Source organism: Clostridium budayi, assembly GCF_055396605.1.
Genome location: NZ_AP042456.1, coordinates 212,430 through 235,000 on the forward strand (window position 1 = coordinate 212,430; position 22,571 = coordinate 235,000).

Here is a 22,571-nt window from a genome sequence, read left to right on the forward strand (position 1 = left end):
AAAGACTATTTTAAGGCGGTGATATTAAAGTATCAGATAGTTATCTGATACAAAAATGCAGGATTGTTACTGGTAATGCAGGCAAAACCTTCGATATAAAAAGATATTGGAGGAATTAAAAATGAAATTTAAAGAAATAGCAATTCAAGTTTTAGAACACATTGGGGGAGAAGAAAATGTGTCACATGTTACACATTGTGTAACAAGATTAAGATTCAATTTAAAGGATGATTCAAAAGTATCTATTGAAAAATTAAAAAAAGTTAAGGGAGTAATGGGATGTGTAGATAAGGGTGGTCAGTTCCAGGTTATAATTGGGAATGATGTATCCGATGTTTATAAAGAACTTATTTCATTAGGAAATTTTAATTCATCAAATGGAGAAGTTAAAGGAGAAAAGAAAGGTATTTTAACTACTGTATTTGATACAATAGCAGGTGTATTTACTCCTCTTATTCCAGCTATAGCTGGATGTGGTATGTTAAAAGGTTTCCTAGGATTATTTGCAGCATTAGGTTGGATATCTAAAGAAACTCAAGCATATTACATCTTGAATTTTATAAGTGATGCAGCATTTTACTTTTTACCAATTTTATTAGCGTACACATCAGCTATAAAGTTTAAAACATCACCATATTTAGCAATGGTACTTGGAGGAGTGTTATTACATCCAAGCTTATCAGCTTTAGTTAGTGCAGGAGAACCAGTGAAATTTTTTGGACTACCAGTTACATTGGTTAAATATGGTTCATCTGTAATACCTATAATTTTAATTGTTTGGTTAATGTCTTACGTTGAAAAATTAGTTAACAAGATAGTACCAAAAGCGCTTAAATTAATATTTGTACCTCTTTTAATTATAGTTATAACAGCACCTATAGGATTAATAGTAATTGGACCATTAGGTGATTTCTTTGGTGGAGCATTAGCAGATGTTATAATGGCTATTGATAGTAAAGCAACATGGGCATTACCACTAATTATGGGAGGATTAAGCCCACTAATGGTTATGACTGGTATGCACTATAGCATTTTCCCACCGGTATTTACACAATTAGCTACTTTTGGATATCAAACAATATTACCAGGTATGTTAGTATCAAATGTTTGCCAAGGAGCAGCAGCTTTAGCTGTAAGTTTCAAAACAAAGAATTCAGACTTAAAACAATTATCATCTTCAACAGGGATAACAGCACTTTTAGGAATTACAGAACCAGCGATGTATGGGGTAAACCTTAAGCTTAAAAAACCTCTTTATGCAGTGCTTGCTGGTGGAGCAATGGGTGGATTATATGCAGGAATAACAGCAGTTAAGGGCTTTACACCATCTGGAACTGGACTTGTAGGAATTGCTGCTTACATAGGACCTGAAATATCAAATGTAATTAATATATTAATTGCTTGTGTAATAGGTTTTGTAGCAACATTTGTTATTACTTGGATAATAGGTTTTGAAGATGAAGTTGAAGAAACAACAGAGCTAAATGAAACTAAAGAAATAAAGCCTTTAAATAACAAAATATCTATAAAAAGTCCAATAAAAGGTGAAGCAATACCATTATCAAAGGTTGATGATATTACATTTGCAGATGAAATAATGGGTAAAGGTATAGCTATAATTCCAACAAGCAATGAAGTTGTATCTCCTATAAATGGAACAGTTTCTATGGTATTTAATACTAAACATGCAATAGGTTTAAAATCTGATGATGGAGTAGAAATACTAATTCATATAGGTTTAGACACAGTAAAGCTTGAAGGAGAACATTTTAATGTCTTTGTTAAAAATGGAGATAGAGTTAATGTAGGAGACAAGTTAGCAGAATTTGATAAGGATGCTATAAAGGATAAAGGTTATGATATTGTAACACCAATAATTATTACAAACACTATGGATTACTTAGAAGTAATGGCTAGCGATGTAGATTCAGTAAGCCAAGGTGATGAAATAGTAACAATATTATAATTGCAAGTTGGAGGATTGAGTTATGAATATTAATATAGATAAATTTCCAGATAACTTTTTATGGGGAGGAGCTGTTGCTGCTAACCAATGTGAGGGTGCATGGAATTTAGATGGAAAAGGTGTTAGTACAGCAGATGTGGCTACAGCAGGTGCCTTTGGAGTAAAGAGGGAATACACATGTGGAGTGGAAGAAGGAAAGCATTATCCATCTCATGAGGCAATAGATTTTTATCATAGATATAAAGAAGATATAAAAATGCTTGCAGAAATGGGATTTAAGTGTTTTCGTTTATCTATAGCATGGACAAGAATATTTCCAAATGGTGATGATGCAGAGCCAAATGAAAAAGGTTTAGAGCATTATGATAATGTGTTTGATGAGTGTTTAAAATATGGAATTGAGCCAGTTGTAACTATATCTCACTATGAAATGCCATATGCATTAGTTGAAAAGTATGGTTCATGGAGAGATAGAAGATTAGTTGATTTTTATGTGAATTACTGTAATGTTATATTTAATAGATATAAGGACAAGGTAAAGTATTGGATGACTTTTAATGAAATAAATGTAATTACTATGCATCCTTTTATACCAGCAGGCCTTAGAATAAATGAAGATGAAAATAGAGAACAAGTAATATATCAATCAGCTCATCATCAATTAATAGCAAGTGCAAAAGCAGTTAAGTTAGGACATGAGATAAATCCTGACTTTAAGATTGGATGTATGGTATTATATCCACTTGCATATGCTGAAACTTGTAACCCAGAGGATGTTTTAGCTGCAAATAACTTTATGAATAAGCATTATTTCTTTAGTGATGTACAAGCTAAGGGAGCTTATCCTAATTTTATGGAAACATATTTTAAGAGACAAAATATTGAAGTTAAATTTGAGGATGGGGACGAAGAAATTTTAAAGAATGGAAAAGTTGATTTCATTGGATTTAGCTATTATATGACATTCGTTGTAAGTGGAGATAATAATGGCAAAAAACTTACTGGCGGTAATATGATGAAGGGTATAAAAAATCATTATCTTAAGGCTTCAGATTGGGGATGGCAAATAGATCCAGTAGGATTTAGAATATCATTAAATAATTTATATAATAGATATAACATTCCTCTATTCTGTGTAGAAAATGGACTTGGAGCAGTGGATACTATAGAAGAAGATGGATCAATTAATGATGATTATAGAATAGATTATTTAAGACAACATATAGTTGAAATGAAAAAAGCTATTACAATTGATGGAGTTGAAATGATTGGATATACTCCTTGGGGATGCATAGATTTAATTAGTGCAAGTACAGGTGAAATGAAAAAACGTTATGGTTTTATCTATGTAGATAAAGATAATGAAGGTAATGGAACTCTTGATAGAAAGAGAAAGAAATCATTCTATTGGTATAAAACAGTTATTGAATCTAATGGTGAAATATTATAATAAAAATAAAATATAAGATTAAAAAAGGTCGGTAGATAGATTTGATTTTACACAAATCTATCTACTGACCATTAAAAATATATAAAGTATTTTTAATGTAGATAACAAATAGATTTACTTTATAAAAACTAAAGAAAGAGACAATAAAATATTTACTTAGAACAAAAGATTAAAGCTGTAGTTAAATTTTTATTTACATATTAGTAATATGGGAATTTTTAAATACAATGACTATTTGGGGCCTTCTCTAAATATTATGTATAACATATACACAAGAATAAAATTTAAGAATCTCATTTAGAGTAGTTACGGAGAATCTTATCATAAATAAGAACATTTTTTACTAGAGATGAGTTAGATATATTTAATTTAGTTTTAATAATATAATGCGATTTAGCAAATAAGATCAAAGAGTGATGATATGAGTAGCGGTTATGCAATGTTTAGGTAAACAAATTAATTTCACACTGCTTACCCATAAATCCTTTCTATTATTTTGATAATAAGATAACTTTAAAGAAGATGTTTCGTTTAATAGCTTAAAATTTTCTAAAAAACTCCTTTCACATAATTTGAAAGGAGTTTTTTGTTTGCTTTAATTTACCTAATAATTAAAATTTATTTCTACAATTTCACTCTTTGTTCCTATTCTTATAGGTGGTCCCCATGTACCTAGCCCTGAAGTTACAATTACATGTGTACCTTCTTCAAAAATATCATAGCCATAATCTAGTCTAAAAATTCTTTGAGTTATAAAATTCAATGGATATACTTGCCCTTTATGAGTATGACCGGATAACATTAAATCATATTTGCCTATGTATTCATCTATATTAGAAGGTTGATGATCTAAAACTATCATTGGCTTCTCCTTATTAAACTTATCAATCTGTAAAGAAGTTGCACGAGTTTTTTCACCTTGATATCCTATTGGTGATGAATCTAATCTTCCAGCTAATAAAACTTTGTTATCTATATCTATTACTTCATCTTCTAAAACCTTTATATTAGATTTCATAATAAATTCTTTCATTTGTGCAAAATTACTACCTGCATCATGGTTTCCCCAACATAAGTAAGTTCCGTAAGTTGATTTTATACTATTTAATATTTCTAAAGTTTCCTCATTATTCTGAACAGCTAAGAAATTACTATCAAATAAATCTCCTAAAATAACTACTAAATCCGGATTAATATCATTTATTCTATTAACTGATTCTTGTAGCTTTTTATTATTGTTTATATATCCTAAATGTAAATCACTGATAGCTATTATTTTAATACTTTCTCCCTTATTATACTTACCTATATTTACATCATAAGAAGTAAGAGCTACCTTACTGCTATTATAAGATCCATACACTGTAATAACTGTAACTAAAAATAAAGCTATAATTGTTACATTGTTTTTTGATATATTAGCCATATTTAAACGGTTTAATATTCCACCTAAAGCCCCAATACCTGCAAATGATATTGCTAGCATTAATGAAATTCCCATCCAATAGGATCCTAACGTTCCCACTATACTTCCAACATTATATGGCATACTATATGTTACTAAAGTTGAAAGTGTTAATAACCCAATAATAATGCTAATAAAAATAGTAATAGTAGAACTTGTATTACTTACAATACAATTAGATATTCTTCTTCCTACATATAAATTCATTAATCCATATAATAGTAATACAACTATTATTCCCACATATTTCATTTGTCCCCTATAACCCCATTTCTTACAAGTTAATAAAAAGTTTATCCACTACTTTTTATTTAACTAATCTAATAAAAAGTATAATTTATTGTATTTACTTCTTCAATAGGAACTTTGCTATGCTTATAAAATATTTTTAATATAGATATCAAATAGATTTAATTAGATATTATTTGGAAAATTTTTTATCAAATTTTTATTATTTACAAAAATAATAAAAAAAGGTTGCTATTAAATTAATAGTATGTTATTATAAAAAGGTAGCAAAGTTGCTAACAAAAAAAGTTTCATTTAGGTAAATAGTTTCTCGAAAATTAGAGATTATTATATCGATTTAGAATCTTTAATTTTAGGAGGAATGTTTATGACAGATAAAACATTAGAATGTAGAGATTGTGGAAGTGAATTCGTATTTTCAGTAGGAGAGCAAGAATTCTATAAAGAAAAAGGATTCACAAATGAGCCAACAAGATGTATATCTTGTAGAAGAGCTAAAAAAGAACAAAATAGAAGATAATTTTAGATTGTTAAAGGTTGTAGTTTAAACTACAACCTTTTTTGTATTTATAAAATATTTATTTACATATTAGATTTAAAAGAGATTATAGATAAGATTAATTAGTGTATTAATTAAAGTATAAGTGTATCATGATAAGAATTAAATACGAAATTTAATAATATTATAACTATTAAATTAAAGATTTATATATGCCAAGCTATTGAAAAAGCTATTGTTAGGACAGTTTAATATATAAAATTATAGAAGTATATTAAATAAAGCTACAATAAAAGTTATTAATAAAGCAAATAATATATCGAACATCATACTAAATGATAATGAAATTTATTATAATGATCAAATGTTTAAATAAGTATATCAAAATAACTTAAAACTAAAAAGAATAGTATCAAAAAATGATCAAAGTGTATTAAAGAAAAAGATTTCAATGGCTGTAAGTAAAGCAAAATCATTGAATTACATAGCTTTAAGCAACTTAAAGGTTCTTAATACATTTTATTGGCACAATATTTGCTAATTATATAGGTATACATAATTAAAAGTGATTTTTGAAATTAATTTTAATTATGAGTTTTTAGAACTTATTTATAATTTATCGTAGCAAATGAAAATAGGAGGTATATATATGGTAGGAATTATTCTTGCTAGTCACGGAGAATTTGCTAAAGGCATTTTACAATCTGGTTCAATGATTTTTGGAGAACAAGAAAATGTACAAGCTGTTACGTTAATGCCTAGTGAAGGACCTGATGATATTAAAGCAAAAATGAAAGATGCAATTGCATCTTTTGACAACCAAGATGAAGTTTTATTCTTAGTTGACCTTTGGGGTGGTACACCATTTAACCAAGCTAATAGTCTATTTGAAGAACACAAAGATAAATGGGCAATCGTAGCTGGTATGAATCTACCAATGGTAATTGAAGCTTATGGTGCACGTTTTTCAATGGACTCTGCACAAGAAATTGCTTCTAGCATCATAAAATCAGCTAGAGAAGGAGTTAAAATTAAACCAGAAGCATTAGAGCCAGTAACTGAGGATAAGTCTTCAGAAGGTTCTGCTAAGCAGTCTAATGCAGGTGCGCCAGGATCATTTGAATATGTTTTAGCTCGTATCGATTCTCGTTTACTTCATGGACAAGTAGCAACTGCTTGGACAAAAACTGTACAACCAACAAGAATTATTGTTGTATCAGACGATGTAGCTAGAGATGAACTTCGTAAGAAATTAATTCAACAAGCTGCTCCTCCAGGAGTTAAAGCTCATGTTGTTCCTATTGAGCAAATGATTAAACTTGCAAAAGATGACCAACATTTTGGTGGACAACGTGCATTACTTCTTTTTGAAAATCCAGAAGATGTACTTAGAGCAGTAGAAGGAGGAGTTCCTCTAAAGACAATTAATGTTGGTTCTATGGCTCATTCTCCAGGAAAAGTTCAACCAAATAAAGTACTTGCTTTCAGCCAAGAAGATATTGATACTTTCGATAAACTTAAAAAAGCTGGATTGAATTTTGATGTTCGTAAAGTTCCAAGTGATTCAAAAGGAAATATGGACGAAATTCTTAAAAAGGCACAAGAAGAATTAAATAAATTAAAATAATCTAAATTATTTTAATAGAAAAAGGAGGATTAACATAGTGGATCTAAATATAATTCAAATAATATTAGTTATTATTATTGCATTTTTAGCTGGGATGGGAGGTATCCTAGATGAATTCCAATTTCACCAACCTCTAGTTGCTTGTACTTTAATCGGATTAGTTACAGGTAACTTAATGCCATGTCTAATCTTAGGTGGTACGCTTCAAATGATTGCCTTAGGTTGGGCAAATATAGGTGCTGCCGTAGCACCAGATGCAGCGTTAGCATCTGTTGCATCTGCAATTATTCTAGTTCTTGGTGGTCAAGGTAGAGCAGGAGTTGATTCAGCTATTGCTATAGCAATTCCATTAGCAGTTGCAGGATTATTATTAACAATTATTTGTCGTACAATTGCTACAGCATTCGTACACTTCATGGATGCTGCTGCAAAAGAAGGAAATATTAGAAAAGTTGAAATGTGGCAAATTATTGCTATTTGTATGCAAGGTATACGTATAGCACTTCCAGCTGCACTAATCTTATTAATTGGTTCTGGCCCTATTAGTGCAATGCTTGCTGCTATGCCAGCTTGGTTAACAGATGGATTAGCAGTAGGTGGTGGAATGGTTGTAGCTGTTGGTTATGCAATGGTAATCAACATGATGGCAACAAAAGAAGTATGGCCATTCTTTGCAATTGGTTTTGTACTAGCAACTATTCCTCAACTTACACTTATGGGATTAGGTGCAATCGGTGTATCTATAGCTCTTGTTTACCTAGCACTTAGCAAAAAAGGTGGTTCAGGTAATGGTGGATCAAATACAGGAGATCCAATAGGCGATATTATCGATAACTATTAAGAAGGGAGAGAAGACGAAATGGAGAATAAATTAAAGTTAACAAAAAAAGATCGTCTTTCTATTTGGTGGCGTTCAACTTTCATTCAAGGATCTTGGAACTATGAAAGAATGCAAAACGGTGGTTGGGCATTTTCATTAATTCCTGCAATCAAGAAATTATATAAAACTAAAGAAGATAGAGCAGCGGCATTAACACGTCACTTAGAATTCTTTAATACTCACCCATATGTAGCTTCACCTATTATTGGGGTAACATTAGCATTAGAAGAAGATCGTGCAAATGGATCACCTGTGGATGATGTAACTATTCAAGGTGTTAAAGTTGGTATGATGGGACCTTTAGCAGGTATTGGAGATCCAGTTTTCTGGTTTACTGTTAGACCTATATTAGGAGCATTAGGGGCTTCACTTGCTATGGCTGGTAATATACTAGGACCAATTATATTCTTCTTAGGTTGGAATATTATACGTATGGCATTTACTTGGTATACACAAGAGCTTGGTTACAAAGCAGGTTCTCGTATTACAGAAGATTTATCAGGTAATTTACTACAAGATATTACAAAGGGAGCATCTATACTTGGTATGTTCATCTTAGGGTCATTAGTTAATAGATGGGTATCTATTAAGTTTATACCAGTAATATCATCTGTTCAGTTAAGTAAAGGTGCTTACATTGATTGGGGTAGCCTTCCAGCTGGAGCAGAAGGTATTAAACAAGCTTTATTACAACAAGCATCTGGCTTATCATTAACTACTGATAAGGTTACAACATTACAAGGTAACTTAGATTCATTAATTCCTGGACTTGCAGGATTATTACTAACACTTCTTTGTATGTGGCTACTTAAGAAGAAGATATCTCCAATTATCATTATTCTTGCTTTATTCGTAATCGGAATTATATTCCACGTAATAGGTTTAATGTAATATTTTTTACTCAGCCTAGGTTAATGTAATATTTTTACTTAGCCTAGGCTATTTTTAAATATAAATAAGTTAAAGTAAATTTAAGAAAATGATTTTATGATATTATAAAAATGAAAGAATGGATACTTAATTTAGAAGTTTGAATTAAATTTAATAAGTATACTAAATAGAAAAGAGGTAGAATGTATGGTTAAATCACTTAATACAAAGGTAGATTTAGTAGTTGATGCAACTGCTTTTACAGGTCTTACGGATTATGGGAAAATAATGATTGGTGATAAAGGTTTTGAATTTTACAATTCTAATAATGTTCAAAAATTCATTCAAATTCCTTGGGAAGAGGTTGACTATGTAATTGTATCTGTAATACTAAATGGTAAGTGGATTCCAAGATACGCAATCCAAACAAAGAAAAATGGTACATATTCTTTTGCATCTAAAGAAACAAAGAAAGTACTTCGTACTGTTAGAAATTATGTTGACCCAAATCATATAGTTAAGTCATTAGGCTTTTTTGATGTTGTTAAAAGAGGGATAAAATCTATATTTAAGAAGAAATAATATTAAAGGATTTTTACTTGGTATAATAACTGGACAGAAAGATAATAGAAAGCGAGGAACCAGGTTATGTCAAGATATTCATTTGATAAAGAATTTAATATTCATACAGATATCTTGTATCGCTTGTTTCAAGGATATGTAAAGTATGGAGGTAGAGCGTTTCCGTGTAAAAGGAAGCGCTCTTTTTGATGTTCAATATGTAAACATTAGGGATAAAATAGTATGGAAAAATATACAGAAAAGCGATGAATATAGCAAAGTCATTAATAACAAATGAGATCAGCAAAATAGTTTAAATCAGTTCAGTGAGTAATATTATATTATTAAATTAATAAAAATAGCCTAAAGTATTAATTAAAATACTTTAGGCTTATAATTTATTAAGAGTATTTATTTTATGTTATTTACATTCTTTAAAATATCCTCAAGCTTTTCAGTAGATACAATTCTTTCATTACATTTTTCACTATCTAAACATACATGAAATCCTATTGATCTATAAGCATCTTGCCCAGCATTAGAAGTTTTGCATATAGGTGAAACAAATGCAACTTCATCTTCACTACCTATATGATTACAAAGAACACATATATTAGTATTATTAGAATTAAAATTTTGAATTCTACAAGACATTCCAATAAACTTACCATCCATATTATAAACTACAAGTAGTTTTCTTATAGATTGATCAATCCAACCTAAATATACATTCTTTGAATCTTCTTTATTTAAATCAGGTAATTTTAACTTTTTTTCTTTCCTAAATAACTTACTAATCTGTGAAGCTGTAATGTTTGGCATTCCATATGTGTATTCATCTAATTTAGTTAAATACGGACTAATATGCAATGAATCAGTTATTTTACTAATATCAAGTAAATCTCTTTCTTCATAAGATAAATTATCAAAAATATTAAATATTTTATCTTGTATATATGCTTTAGTCGTTTCTACAGTATCAATATCTATGCAGTTTCTAAAGGCATTATTTAAATCATATAAACATTTCTTTATATAATTATATTCATGTTTTTTTATAAAATCTTTCATAAAATCTAGCACCTCTTTCCTAACATATTTCATTTTTATTATTTATATAAATCAATAAGACAATAGTTTAAATTTCACATGTTTATAAGCAAAAAAAAAGATGATTATTATCACTTCAAATGAAAGTAATAATAATCATCTAATTAAAATATATAAAATACTCATAATTATTCTATCCTTAAATAGTATCTTAAATTAGAAATGATAACTTTCACTGGATTAATACAATGAAAGAATAACATGACTCTAAATAAGTATTCAATCTAATAAATAGTTCTGTAACGATTATGAGCATAGTCGTTTTTCTTGACCTATTATTCTTCTAATACTTTTTTCTGACAGATAATATTCTTTGGATAGTTCATCAACAGAATTACCATTAAGATATTTTTTATAAATTTCATTATTTCTTATCTTAAGGCTATCCTTTATACCGCTATTTTCTCCCCAGGATTTATGATTTTCACTTTTCCTAGGTATATAAATATATTCTCCGTCTATATATTCTTGTATTATTTTAAGTATTTCCTCTGGTAACACATCTTGCGCCTTTTTATAACTCATTTCCTTACTCCTTCACTTTAAATTACGGCATTAAAGCAAAGAATACTAAGAAAGCTATGTGCTACAGAGCCTAAAACATGTACGCACTCCAGCTAACTAACAAATTAGGCTCCAGACAAAGCATAGCTGACTTTGTTGTAGTCTTTGCAAGGAGCAAGCTGATTTAGAGCTGAATGTATCATAAACCTTCATAAAATCACCTCCAATATGTTATGCATATTATATCATAGTTAAAATAAAGAGCATGAAATTATAATATAGAGTACGAAAATTCTAATGGTGTAAACCTATAATATTTTTTTATACTTTCGATATTAACTATAAAAATGATGTAAGTCAGTATGTAAAATATAAGTATAAGACTAATAAATCATAATAAATCATTAACAACCTAATTTTAAGGGCTAGCTGTCTTAGCTAGTCCTCAAAAATTAGATAGGGGGAATTTTAAAAATAAAAGATGGTTAGATTTAAATAGGGGTAGATTTATTAGAAAAGCCGTATCTTAAATAGATGCGGCTTTTAAATTTAACTTTTATATATCTTTGTAACATAATTCAACTACCTAAATATTATGAAGTATAGGGAAAATATAATTATAAGCAAAGGAGGAAAAACTTAATGCTAACTGAAAAAACAAATGAGACAAAAAAGGAAAACACAGAAATTAATGAAATTAAGCACGAGATAGAAGAAGAACCATCTATTAATGAAGATCTATTAGATTTTTGGAAAAGGTTTTGTGAAAGTGGAGATAAATGCAATGATACTTGCTGTGGATTTAACGGCGTATTTGCTCCAGTATGTACAAATGGAGTATGTATAATTCCAAGACCTGATAATAGTATAGAACTTGTAAAAGGTTATGGATTAATTAAAGTGAAATCTCGTAAACACTGCGGAGACGATGAATATTTAGTATTTAGACTATATATAAAAAAAGAATACGGTACGTGTAGTGGAGAATTAACAATAATTAATTATGATAGTCGAGAAGTTATTTTTTCTAATGATTTAGTATTTTATCATACTGATGATAACCAAAAGTTTATTGCTGTATTTCATATAAAATCTATGGGTGGTAAGTTAAGAGAATTAGCTGTATTTGGAAGCGTAAAGCATCCAGCAGATTGTCATAAACCTAATTCAGTAAAATATTCTTCCCTTTATTTTTATTCTGCACCATATCTTAATGAGCAAGAAATTGCAATGGGTGGAAAAATTATAAAAGGTAACTTAGAGATAATGAGCCATTCTGAAGAACATGATGGCATGGATATGTAAGGAGGGATATTTTATGGAATTTTTAAATGAATTATTATCAAGGCCTGCTTTGGCTAAAGAAATAGATGAGCATAGAAATGAAAATTTAGTATTTATATTAAAACCAACTCAGCTAAATATATTAGGGCAAGTATTTAGACCAATACTAACTGGGAAAATTACAGAGATTAGTAATCAATATGTACGACTAGAGAATGTTAATATAAAGATGACTAATGCACCAGAATATATTTTCTCAAGGCCTTTAACCATACCACTAAATGAAATAGTGAACTTTTTCAGCTTCCCAGCTGGCGAAAGATTCCCATTGGTATAAAGGAGGGGAAAGATTATGATAGTTGAAAAAACTTTATCAGAAGCACTAAGTGAATTAATTGGTCAAAAAGATAGAATAATTATGCTAGAACAATTCCCATTTTTCATTGTTGGTGAAGTTTTAGAAGTTTATGATGAATGCCTTATTATGCGAGCTGACTTCGGTGTTCCAGTAGAATTGCAAGGAAAAGAATTTTTTGTAAGCATTGATAAAATAGTAACTTTCTATTAGGGTGTATTTAACAAAGGAGGAATAGTATATGTTAAGAAAATATTATATTTCTGCTATACACATTCCAATAGTTTATAATAAATTTGGTGATGTAGACCCTAATGGTCTTATGTATGTGCTTGCAGAAAATGAAGACACAGTAAAAAAATTAGTATGTAATAATCATGATACCTTTGTAAATTTAGTTCAACCTCTTGTTATTAGAGCTAATCTAGGAGATGTTGTAGAAATTAAATTTACAAATAAACTTTGTTTCCCAGCGTCAATAAATGTTAAGACTTTATCTTATGATGTTATGACTTCAGATGGAGCTATTGCAGGTGATAACGAAAATACCGTTGCAAATCCAAATGAAAGTATAACCTATAGATGGTATGCAGATGTAGAAGGTGCTTTTCATTTTGGTGATCTTGGGAATTCTTTAAGTTCTGAAGTTGGAAGTAATATTCATGGATTGTTTGGTGCGATTGTTGTTGAAGCACCTGGCAGTACTTGGACTGATCCTCAAACTGGTTATGAATTAAAATCTGGTGTTTTTGCAGATATTCATAATCCGTATATGCCTGACTTTAGAGAATATGTAACTATATTTCATGATGAAGCCCCAGTTAAAGATAAACTTGGGAACCCTCCAAGGGATCCTATGACGGGTGCAATAGAGATGACTCACTCTATTAATTATAGGGCTGAACCTATGAGAAATAGAATGAAGTTAATTATGGAAGGAAAAGCTTGTAGTGACTGTGTTGGTGAAGAGGTTCACCATGATTCATGGGCTTTTGGTGATCCACCAGACACAATAATTCCAAGAGCTTATGTTGGTGATCCTGTAAGATGGCACGCAATTCATGGTGGCGTTAAAGAGACTCATATGTTCCATTTACACCTTCATCAATGGCTTCATGAAAGACAGGATTTAGATTCAGAACAAAACGATTCAAGAGGTCTTAGCCCTCAACAAACAATAACCTTTGATATTCTTTATGGAGCAGGTAGCTTACAAAAAGCTTATGGAGATGTTATTTATCATTGTCACTTATATCCTCACTTTGGTGAAGGTATGTGGGGAATTTTTAGAATTCATGATGTACTAGAAGATGGTACAAGAAAATATCCAGATAATGCTCCTATAACTAAGCTTATGCCTCTTCCAGATAGAGAAGCTCCACCAAAACCAACAAAAGATAAACCAGGATTCCCATTCTTTATACCTGGAAAATTTGGTGAAAGAGCTCCAGTCCCACCTATTGGATGGGATAGGGATTTTCCTATAACAAAGCTTGAAAAAAATGCACTAGCTCCTAACTATACAGAAGGAGCATTATTCGTAGATTCATGCCCACCTAATGCACCTATAAGAAAAATAGATGTAGTAGCAATCCAAATGCCTTTAATTTATAATACGGCCGGTTGGCACGATCCACAAGGAAGACTATATGTACTAGCAGAAGATGAAAAGGATGTATTATCAGGTAAAAAGAAACCAGAACCTTTATTTATAAGAGCTAATGCTGGTGAATGTATAGAAATTCACTTTACTAATAAACTTCCTAATGAAATAGGCGGAAATGCATTCCAAGAGTTAACTAAAACTATATTTGCATCAGCTCATGTTCACTTTGTAAAATTTGATGTATTATCTTCGGATGGTGCAAATACTGGTTGGAACTACTTGACTGGTGCTAGAAAAGATCAAACAGTTGTGTTTAGATGGTATGCAGATGTTCAATTAAAGGTTACTTTCTTCCATGACCATCTTTTTGCTAATACGCATCAACTTCATGGTTTATATGGAGGAATAATGATCGAGGCATCTGGTTCAGAATTCTTTGATAGTTTTACTGGAAAACCTACAATTGCAGGAAGTCAAGTAATGGTTACTAATCCATATATACCTGCATTTAGAGAATATTGCCTTGCTGTTCAAGACTGGACACCTATGTTTGATAGGAATGGTACTCCTTTAGAACCACCACCAGCACCTAGTGTTATGGATGATATGGGGGTAATGGCATTTAACTATACTAATGAGCCATTCCATTTCATTAGTATTTACTCCTTTTATAAAAGTTAGTTTCTATTAGGTTTGGCTATAAGGATAAGGTTTATTCATAAGAAGGTGTGTATTTATATTTAACATAGCAAATAAAAATGTTAACAAAATAGAAACTTACATGAGGTCAAAAAAAGTTGATATAATTCTTCATATTGAGTACAAAGGGGAAGAAATTATGCCAACAACAAAAAAAGAAAGTTTAATTTTTACTATTATGATGTGTGCATTTATGGTATTTTGCATGAGTATTTATAATGTGTCATTACATACTGGAGGGTTTTCAAAACAGGTTATTATAGATTCGTTAATTGGATTCCCATTTGCATTTGTAGTTGCTATGATATGCGATTGGTTTATTGTATCAGGACCTGCGAAAGCACTAGCATTTAAATTTATAAAAAAAGGGGACAAGCAAATAAAAATAGCAATTTTAATATCAGTCTTTATGGTTTGTGGTATGGTATTATGTATGTCAATGTTTGGAGTATTACATAATGTTGGATTAACATCAGATTTACCATCAGCTTACATAACAGCACTGGGAATGAATTTTATTGTAGCACTTCCACTACAATTATTAATTGCTGGACCTATTATAAGATTTATATTTGGTAAAGTATTTAATAAATAAAAAGAACATAAAATTAGACATACATTTGAATAGAAGAATTACCACTAATAATTATTAATGCTATTGTACAAACTACTCTTGAGGTGATATTTATGGGCAAAAAGAAAGGAAAAAAGAAGCATATAAATCATAATCCGCAAGTAGAAAGTGCAAAAGCAGCCTTTGGAGAACCAAAAGCAAAGGATCATGATGCAAGAGATTTTAATATGTTTTATTAAATCAATTAAAGGTATGTATAACTTAGTTATACATACCTTTTTGCTTGCTTTATACAATATTGAATTAAATATATGTAAATGGATATAATTTGAAATAATTGGCATATAAAAATTGGGGGGATTATAATGGGAAAAATAAATAAATCTAAGAGTCCGATTTTAATTTATACAATATTATTTATTATTATATTTTTAGCATACTATAGTATTTTCATATTAAATAATAAGTCACTTATCTGGAATGCTGATGGTATTAATCAGCATTTTTCTATTCTTTATGATTTTAATGAAATGATTAGAGAGTTTATAAAGAACCCATCAAATGGACTAGCTGAGTGGTCCTGGAATATAGGATATGGTAGCGATATTATAGGAGCTTATTCATATTATGTAATTGGAGATCCGTTTGCATATCTATCATTGTTATTTCCATTAGATAAACTAGAACTAGTTTATGATTTATTAATAGCGCTTAGACTTTACTTTGCTGGTCTTGCATTTTTAATGTATGGAAGAAGAATGAAATTTTCTAATTATGCAATCATTTTAGGAAGTATTCCTTATGCATTTTCTGGATTTGCCTTAATGACAGCACTTAGACATCCATACTTCATAAACCCATTAATATTATTACCAATAGCCTTTATAGGAATAGAAAATATTTTAGATAATAGAAAAAAATATGTGTTTTCTATTATAGTTGCAATATCAATGATATCTAATTTTTATTTTTGTTATATGATTGCAATTATAAGTGTACTATATGCAATGCTTAGGTACTTTGAAGTTAGAAAATCAAAAAATATAGCATTTATAAAATATTTATCAAGGTTATTTTTATACTTTTTAATTGGTATTATGATATCTTGCATTATATTATTGCCTACATTATATTCAATAACTACATCATCTAGAATTACCTCTGACGATACGCAAAAAAGTATACTCCTTTACCCAATTAGTTATTATGCAAATTTACTATATACATCAATTTCATCAGGAAGTTATCCATTCTGGACTGTACTTACTTTTCCTATAATTACAACTGTGTTATTTCCTCTATTTATAAAAGTTAGAAAGAAGTATTTCTCATATTTTAGTATGTTTATTATATTTTCAATAATGGTTTTATTACCTTGCTTTGGATCTATGATGAATGGATTTTCATCTATTAGTAATAGATGGACATTTGCATTTGCTTTTGTATCTAGCATTATTATTGCAGTTTGTTTTGATAACTTAAAATTTATAGGGAAAAAGGATATATATTTAGGTGGATTAATACTATTTTGTTATGGCATTTTAGGCGTTATAAGAATTATGTTTCCCAAAATAAAAAGTCAAGTTTTCCCAAGTGTATTTATAGGGATAATAATAATTTTAATACTATACAGATATTTAAAAGTAGAAAGAAAGACTGATTTAGATGATAAAAAGGTTTTTAGAGCTATGTTAGTTTTAGTGTTGATAAATGTGATTTTCAATAATTTTTATAGATACAGTTCAGTTGGTAATGATTATGTAAAAGAATTTTTAGAGAGAGGCACTGCATTTTCATATTATGAAGATTCTTTTGGTGGGGCTGAACAATATATTAAAGAAAATGATAAAGGCTTTTATAGAATTGCTAAAGCTGACAATATATCTAGAGATAGAACTAGAAATAATTCATTCTTCCTAAATTATAATGGAATAGATTCCTTTTTATCTATTAATAATGGATATTTAGCAGAATTCTCAAGAACACTTAATAATAGAGCATTTACTCCTAATAGTCCTATAATAAATTTTGATAATAGACCTATAGTAAGTGATGTAATGGGAGTTAAATATTATATAAGTAGATCTGATAAAAATTCGCGTATAAATTCAGCGGCAGTAAAAGTAAAAGATGTAGGAAAATATTCTGTTTATGAAAATGAAGATGTATTACCATTTGGATATGTGTATTCAAATATATTAGATAAAAATGTTTTTGATAAATTAAACGGAGTAGAAAAAGAGGAATCATTAATTTATGCAGCAAGTGTTGATTCAAAATATACAGAAAGCAATATTAATAGTATTAAGTCTAAAATAAATAAAATATCTTTCGAAATAGAAAAAAGTGAACCTATTATTAAAGAAGATAGGATTAAAGTTAATAAGCCTAATGAAAAAATAATATTTAAAATTAAAGATAATGAGATAAATGAAGGAAATATATATCTTAATATAAGTAATTTAAAATATAAGCCATTAGTAAAAGAAACTAATGAAGATAGTCTTTATAGAAAAGTAAAAAATAAAATTAAAAATTTTGCTGGATGGAGTAGTGGAGATAAGTTTACAGTTAGTGCTTCATATAAAGGTATTACTAAGAATTTTCATAAGACAGATTCATTAAATGCATCAGAATATTTTGAGATGGATAGTGTTCTATATAATTTAGGATATTTTGCTCAAAGAAAAAATTTAAATGATACTATAGAGCTAACATTTAAAAATGCTGGTGAATATACTTTCGATGATATACAAATATTTAATATGCCAACTTATAAAGGTGAAATAAAAAAGCTTAAAGAGAATTCATTCAATATAGATAAAGTAAATAATGATGAAGTTTTAGGTAATATAATATCTTCTACAGATGGAATATTAATGTTTCAAATTCCATATTCAAGAGGATGGAAGCTTAATATAGATGGAGAAGAGGTAAAAACATTCCCTGTAAATGGGACATTTATAGGATGTAATATAGACCGTGGAAAACATGAAGTACAATTAGTATACAAAACTCCGTTTTTAAGAAGTGGGCTAATTATAACGATTGCTGGAATAGGTATACTTATATTTTTAGAAAACTCACAAAGAAGAAATAAATATAAATCCTACAAGTAGAATATTTTTAGACAAAGTGGTGATTTTGTCTAAATACAATTAAATCCTATTAAACTATAATAGATGTATGGTAATAAATAATTCTAAACGGAAAGTTGAGGGGATTTATATGAGAAAAAAGGTCAATAAGAAAAAATATAATAAAAAAGCATTATTAACAGCAGGTGCAATAGCAGGAATTGCTACAATAGCTGCAGTTAAAGCTAAGAAAATGAAAGATAAATCAAAACAACCTCAAATTGCTAGACCAATGATAGACAGTGAAGAAAATCAAGTTTATTTAGTTGGTGGTGGATTAGCATCATTAGCAGCAGCAGCTTATCTTATAAGAGATTGTAATTTTAAAGGAGAAAATATTCATATATATGAAGGATTAAAAGTGCTAGGCGGTAGTAACGATGGTGCAGGAAGTGCAACTGAAGGATTTGTATGTCGTGGTGGTAGGATGTTAAATGAAGAAACATATGAAAACTTCTGGGAACTATTCTCTAGCATTCCATCATTAGATTTCCCGGGAAAGAGTGTAACAGAAGAAATACTTAATTTCGACCACTTACACCCAACACACGCACAAGCACGTTTAATTGATAAATATGGTTCAATTTTAAATGCTCATACTATGGGATTTGATAATACTGATCGTATGTTATTAAGTAAATTATGGTTTACACCTGAAGATAAATTAGATAATTTAACTATTGAAGATTGGTTCGGAAAGAGTAAAAACTTCTTCCAAACAAACTTCTGGCATATGTGGCAAACAACATTTGCATTCCAAAAATGGTCTAGTTTATTTGAATTTAAGCGTTACATTGGTCGTATGATATTAGAATACTCACGTATAGATACATTAGCAGGGGTTACACGTACACCATATAATCAATATGATTCTGTAATACTTCCAATAAAATCATACTTAAGTGGATTTGGTGTTGATTTTAATACTAGCGCTATAGTAACTGATATAGATTTTAATAAAGGAGAAGGAATTACAGCTACTGCAATTCATATAGAAGAAGATGGAGAAGAAAAAGTAATAACATTAGAAGATGGTGATGTTTGTATTGCTACATTAGGATGTATGACAGATTCTTCAACTTTAGGAGATATGAATACAGCACCAGAATATAAACCAAACAACCCAATATCAGGAGAACTTTGGTCTAAAATTGCAGGAAAGAAACCTGGCCTTGGTAATCCTGAACCTTTCTTTGGTAATCCAGAAAGAACAAATTGGGAAAGCTTTAATGTAACATTTAAAGGAGATAAGATGTTAAAGCTTATAGAACAATTCTCTGGCAATATTCCAGGAAGTGGTGCTTTAATGACATTTAAAGATTCCAGCTGGCTTATGAGCATAGTTATTGCAGCACAACCATACTTTAGAAGTCAACCAATGGATACAACAATGCTATGGGCATATGGATTATATACAGATAGAATTGGAGATTATGTAAAGAAACCTATGCGTGAATGTACAGGTGAAGAATTGTTGACAGAACTTATATGTCAATTGCATATGGAAGAACATTTAGATGAAATTATGAAATCAGTAGTAAATGTTATTCCGTGTATGATGCCATATATAGACTCTCAATTTGAACCTCGTAAGATGAGTGACCGTCCAAAGGTAGTACCAGATGGATCAACAAACTTTGCTATGATAGGTCAATATGTTGAAATTCCAGAAGATATGGTATTCACAGAAGAATACTCAGTTCGTGGTGCAAGAATTGCAGTGTATGAACTATTTGGAGTAAAGAATAAAAAGATTTGTCCAGTAACTGAATATAAGAAAGATCCAAAAATATTAATGAAAGCTGTTAAAACTTCATTTAGGTAAAATAAATTAAGATTTAAAGAACATTCTAATCTAAGATTAGAATGTTCTTTTTGTTTTTCATACATATGATAGAATATATAATAGGAGATTTATAGGTTAATTAGTAACAGAATAGGATAAAAGGACTTGGGAGGTAAAATTATGTATATAGTAGATGTATTTTTAGATAAAAGATCTTCAAGATATATAAAATCTATTTGGTCTCAGTTAAGTGAAAAAGGGATTGATTCAAGTTTAATAAATACAGATGGATTATTTCCTCATATAACTCTTGCCATTTATGAAGAAATAGATGAAGAAAAGTTTATAGCGAAGATGAAAGAATTTAAATCTAAAATGCAAATTATAGATACTAGATTTGATGTGTTAGGAGTGTTTCCCGATACAGGTGCATGTTTCGTAACGCCTGTGGTTACGGAAGAGTTACTTAGTCTTCATAGAGATTACTATGAATATTTTAAAGAATTTGAAGATACAGCAAGAAAATATTATCGTCCTGGAATGTGGAATCCACATTGTAGTTTGGCTATGGGACTTAATAAAGAAAAGATGAAGGAAGCGTTTAATTTTATATTAGATATATTTGAGCCTTTCGAAGGAAGTTTAGATGGAATTGCATTATATAAGGTCGAAATGGAAGATGGAAAGTTTACTGATAGTATAAGATTATTTTAGTATTTAACGATTGTATAAAAACACTAATCATTTTAGATTGGTGTTTTTTATTTATTCAAAAATTGTATATTAAAATTTATAAAATGATAATAAATGGATTATTTTATTGACAAATAATACTGTAGTTATATAATTAATATATGTAATAATTAATAAATTGGATTAAATATTATCAAAATGAAAATATTGGGGTAAATAGTTTCATAGTATTTAAGCGAAATTATAAAAATTGAATTTATAGCTTCATATATGATATGAGGCTTTTTGTTTAACTATAACATGTAAAATTTTAACAATAAATTATATTAGGGGGTATTATAATGGAGGAAAATAGAGAGCAATGGGGCAGTAAAATTGGATTTATTCTTGCAGCTGTAGGTTCTGCAGTCGGACTAGGAAACATATGGAGATTTCCGTATGTAGTTTATTCAAGTGGAGGAGGAGCTTTTTTAATTCCATACTTTGTAGCTATATTTACAGCTGGAATACCACTATTAATATTAGAATATAGTATGGGACATAAATATAGAGGTTCAACACCACTTGCACTAGCAAGGGCAAACAAAAAGTTTGAATGGTTTGGATGGTGGCCAGTAATTAGTTCGGGAGTTATACTATGCTACTATTCTATGATTTTAAGTTGGGCTATCAAATACTTAACTATGAGTTTTAATAAGTCTTGGGGAAATGATACAAATGCTTATTTTTATAATGATTTTCTAAAACTATCAGATTCACCATTACATTTTGGTGGAATTGTTTGGCCAATACTAATAGGAATTGCTTTAATATGGGCTGTTAATTGGTTTGTATGTTATAAAGGGGTTAAGGCTGGAATTGAAAAGATAAGTAAGATATTATTACCTGCTTTATTAATAATAATGATAATAATAGTTATAAGAGGAGTTACATTAGATGGAGCTTCTATTGGACTTAATAAGTTATTTACACCAGATTGGGAAAAGGTTAGAGATCCTCAAGTTTGGATTTCAGCATATGGACAAGTATTTTTCTCATTAAGTTTAGCAACAGGTATTATGATGACATATTCAAGTTATCTTCCAAAGAAAACAGATATTAATAACAGTGCATTTATGACTGCATTTGCAAATTGCGGATTTGAATTTTTATCAGCTATAGGTGTATTTGCTATACTTGGAGTTATGGCATCAGCTCAAGGAGTTGCAATTGAAGAGGTTGTATCAAGTGGAATAGGATTAGCTTTCATTGCATTC

General features: G+C 29.5%; 20 protein-coding genes (1 of these 20 only partly in view). 17 read left to right on the forward strand and 3 right to left on the reverse strand.

What is annotated here, in order from left to right; translation table 11 throughout:
• The first annotated feature begins 121 nt into the window (after window positions 1–121).
• Together ACZ5TJ_RS01050 and ACZ5TJ_RS01055 are read left to right on the forward strand one after the other, a co-directional pair.
• Window positions 122–1,966, forward strand: a complete 1,845-nt coding sequence (locus ACZ5TJ_RS01050) for a beta-glucoside-specific PTS transporter subunit IIABC (RefSeq protein ID WP_464200751.1) — start codon at window positions 122–124, stop codon at window positions 1,964–1,966.
• 22 nt (window positions 1,967–1,988) lie between these two features.
• Window positions 1,989–3,416 carry a 6-phospho-beta-glucosidase gene (locus tag ACZ5TJ_RS01055; protein ID WP_464200752.1) on the forward strand — a complete coding sequence of 476 codons (1,428 nt, stop codon included), beginning with the start codon at window positions 1,989–1,991 and terminating at the stop codon, window positions 3,414–3,416.
• Between the two features lie 604 nt (window positions 3,417–4,020).
• Here the strand turns inward: ACZ5TJ_RS01055 and ACZ5TJ_RS01060 are convergent.
• Complete coding sequence (locus ACZ5TJ_RS01060; protein ID WP_464200753.1) at window positions 4,021–5,133, reverse strand: metallophosphoesterase; 1,113 nt, start codon at window positions 5,131–5,133, stop codon at window positions 4,021–4,023.
• Between the two features lie 364 nt (window positions 5,134–5,497).
• Between ACZ5TJ_RS01060 and ACZ5TJ_RS01065 the strand changes: the two genes are divergently transcribed.
• From ACZ5TJ_RS01065 to ACZ5TJ_RS01085, 5 genes are all read left to right on the forward strand, one after another.
• Complete coding sequence (locus ACZ5TJ_RS01065; RefSeq protein WP_039312227.1) at window positions 5,498–5,650, forward strand: zinc-ribbon domain-containing protein; 153 nt, start codon at window positions 5,498–5,500, stop codon at window positions 5,648–5,650.
• Window positions 5,651–6,278: 628 nt separating this feature from the next.
• Window positions 6,279–7,256 (forward strand): mannose/fructose/sorbose PTS transporter subunit IIA, encoded by a 978-nt coding sequence (locus ACZ5TJ_RS01070; protein ID WP_464200755.1) that lies wholly within the window; start codon window positions 6,279–6,281, stop codon window positions 7,254–7,256.
• Between the two features lie 37 nt (window positions 7,257–7,293).
• A complete protein-coding gene (locus tag ACZ5TJ_RS01075; protein WP_464200756.1) occupies window positions 7,294–8,097 on the forward strand; it encodes a PTS mannose/fructose/sorbose transporter subunit IIC in 804 nt (267 codons plus the stop codon).
• An 18-nt stretch (window positions 8,098–8,115) separates the two neighbouring features.
• A complete protein-coding gene (locus ACZ5TJ_RS01080) occupies window positions 8,116–9,027 on the forward strand; it encodes a PTS system mannose/fructose/sorbose family transporter subunit IID (protein ID WP_464200757.1) in 912 nt (303 codons plus the stop codon).
• A gap of 186 nt (window positions 9,028–9,213) precedes the next feature.
• Window positions 9,214–9,588 carry a DUF956 family protein gene (locus ACZ5TJ_RS01085; RefSeq protein ID WP_464200758.1) on the forward strand — a complete coding sequence of 125 codons (375 nt, stop codon included), beginning with the start codon at window positions 9,214–9,216 and terminating at the stop codon, window positions 9,586–9,588.
• 390 nt (window positions 9,589–9,978) lie between these two features.
• On the opposite strand, the gene ACZ5TJ_RS01090 is transcribed toward ACZ5TJ_RS01085, so the two are convergent.
• Both ACZ5TJ_RS01090 and ACZ5TJ_RS01095 read right to left on the reverse strand, forming a co-directional pair.
• Complete coding sequence (locus tag ACZ5TJ_RS01090; protein WP_464200759.1) at window positions 9,979–10,638, reverse strand: FusB/FusC family EF-G-binding protein; 660 nt, start codon at window positions 10,636–10,638, stop codon at window positions 9,979–9,981.
• Window positions 10,639–10,923: 285 nt separating this feature from the next.
• Window positions 10,924–11,202, reverse strand: coding sequence for a CD3324 family protein (locus ACZ5TJ_RS01095; protein ID WP_464200760.1), 279 nt, complete (start codon window positions 11,200–11,202; stop codon window positions 10,924–10,926).
• 621 nt (window positions 11,203–11,823) lie between these two features.
• Here ACZ5TJ_RS01095 and ACZ5TJ_RS01100 point away from each other — a divergent pair.
• The 10 genes from ACZ5TJ_RS01100 to ACZ5TJ_RS01145 form a co-directional block, all read left to right on the forward strand.
• A complete protein-coding gene (locus tag ACZ5TJ_RS01100) occupies window positions 11,824–12,486 on the forward strand; it encodes a hypothetical protein (RefSeq protein ID WP_464200761.1) in 663 nt (220 codons plus the stop codon).
• Between the two features lie 13 nt (window positions 12,487–12,499).
• Window positions 12,500–12,802 (forward strand): hypothetical protein, encoded by a 303-nt coding sequence (locus ACZ5TJ_RS01105; RefSeq protein WP_464200762.1) that lies wholly within the window; start codon window positions 12,500–12,502, stop codon window positions 12,800–12,802.
• 15 nt (window positions 12,803–12,817) lie between these two features.
• Window positions 12,818–13,033, forward strand: a complete 216-nt coding sequence (locus ACZ5TJ_RS01110; protein ID WP_464200763.1) for a hypothetical protein — start codon at window positions 12,818–12,820, stop codon at window positions 13,031–13,033.
• A gap of 28 nt (window positions 13,034–13,061) precedes the next feature.
• Window positions 13,062–15,107 carry a hypothetical protein gene (locus ACZ5TJ_RS01115; protein WP_464200764.1) on the forward strand — a complete coding sequence of 682 codons (2,046 nt, stop codon included), beginning with the start codon at window positions 13,062–13,064 and terminating at the stop codon, window positions 15,105–15,107.
• A gap of 157 nt (window positions 15,108–15,264) precedes the next feature.
• Window positions 15,265–15,720 carry a DUF2798 domain-containing protein gene (locus tag ACZ5TJ_RS01120; RefSeq protein ID WP_464200765.1) on the forward strand — a complete coding sequence of 152 codons (456 nt, stop codon included), beginning with the start codon at window positions 15,265–15,267 and terminating at the stop codon, window positions 15,718–15,720.
• Window positions 15,721–15,812: 92 nt separating this feature from the next.
• On the forward strand, window positions 15,813–15,938 hold the full coding sequence (locus ACZ5TJ_RS01125; protein ID WP_252120225.1) for a CPC_1213 family protein: 126 nt from the start codon (window positions 15,813–15,815) through the stop codon (window positions 15,936–15,938).
• A 126-nt stretch (window positions 15,939–16,064) separates the two neighbouring features.
• Window positions 16,065–18,818: a YfhO family protein gene (locus ACZ5TJ_RS01130; protein ID WP_464200766.1), complete on the forward strand. Its 2,754-nt coding sequence runs from the start codon at window positions 16,065–16,067 to the stop codon at window positions 18,816–18,818.
• Between the two features lie 109 nt (window positions 18,819–18,927).
• Entirely contained in the window at window positions 18,928–20,661 is a 1,734-nt protein-coding gene (locus ACZ5TJ_RS01135) for an oleate hydratase (protein ID WP_464200767.1), read from the forward strand.
• Window positions 20,662–20,802: 141 nt separating this feature from the next.
• Window positions 20,803–21,336, forward strand: a complete 534-nt coding sequence (locus tag ACZ5TJ_RS01140; RefSeq protein WP_464200768.1) for a 2'-5' RNA ligase family protein — start codon at window positions 20,803–20,805, stop codon at window positions 21,334–21,336.
• 320 nt (window positions 21,337–21,656) lie between these two features.
• Window positions 21,657–22,571 carry the 5' portion of a sodium-dependent transporter gene (locus ACZ5TJ_RS01145; RefSeq protein ID WP_464200770.1) on the forward strand. Its footprint extends 633 nt past the window's final position, so only the first 915 of its 1,548 coding nucleotides appear in the window; the start codon lies at window positions 21,657–21,659; its stop codon lies off the right edge, out of view.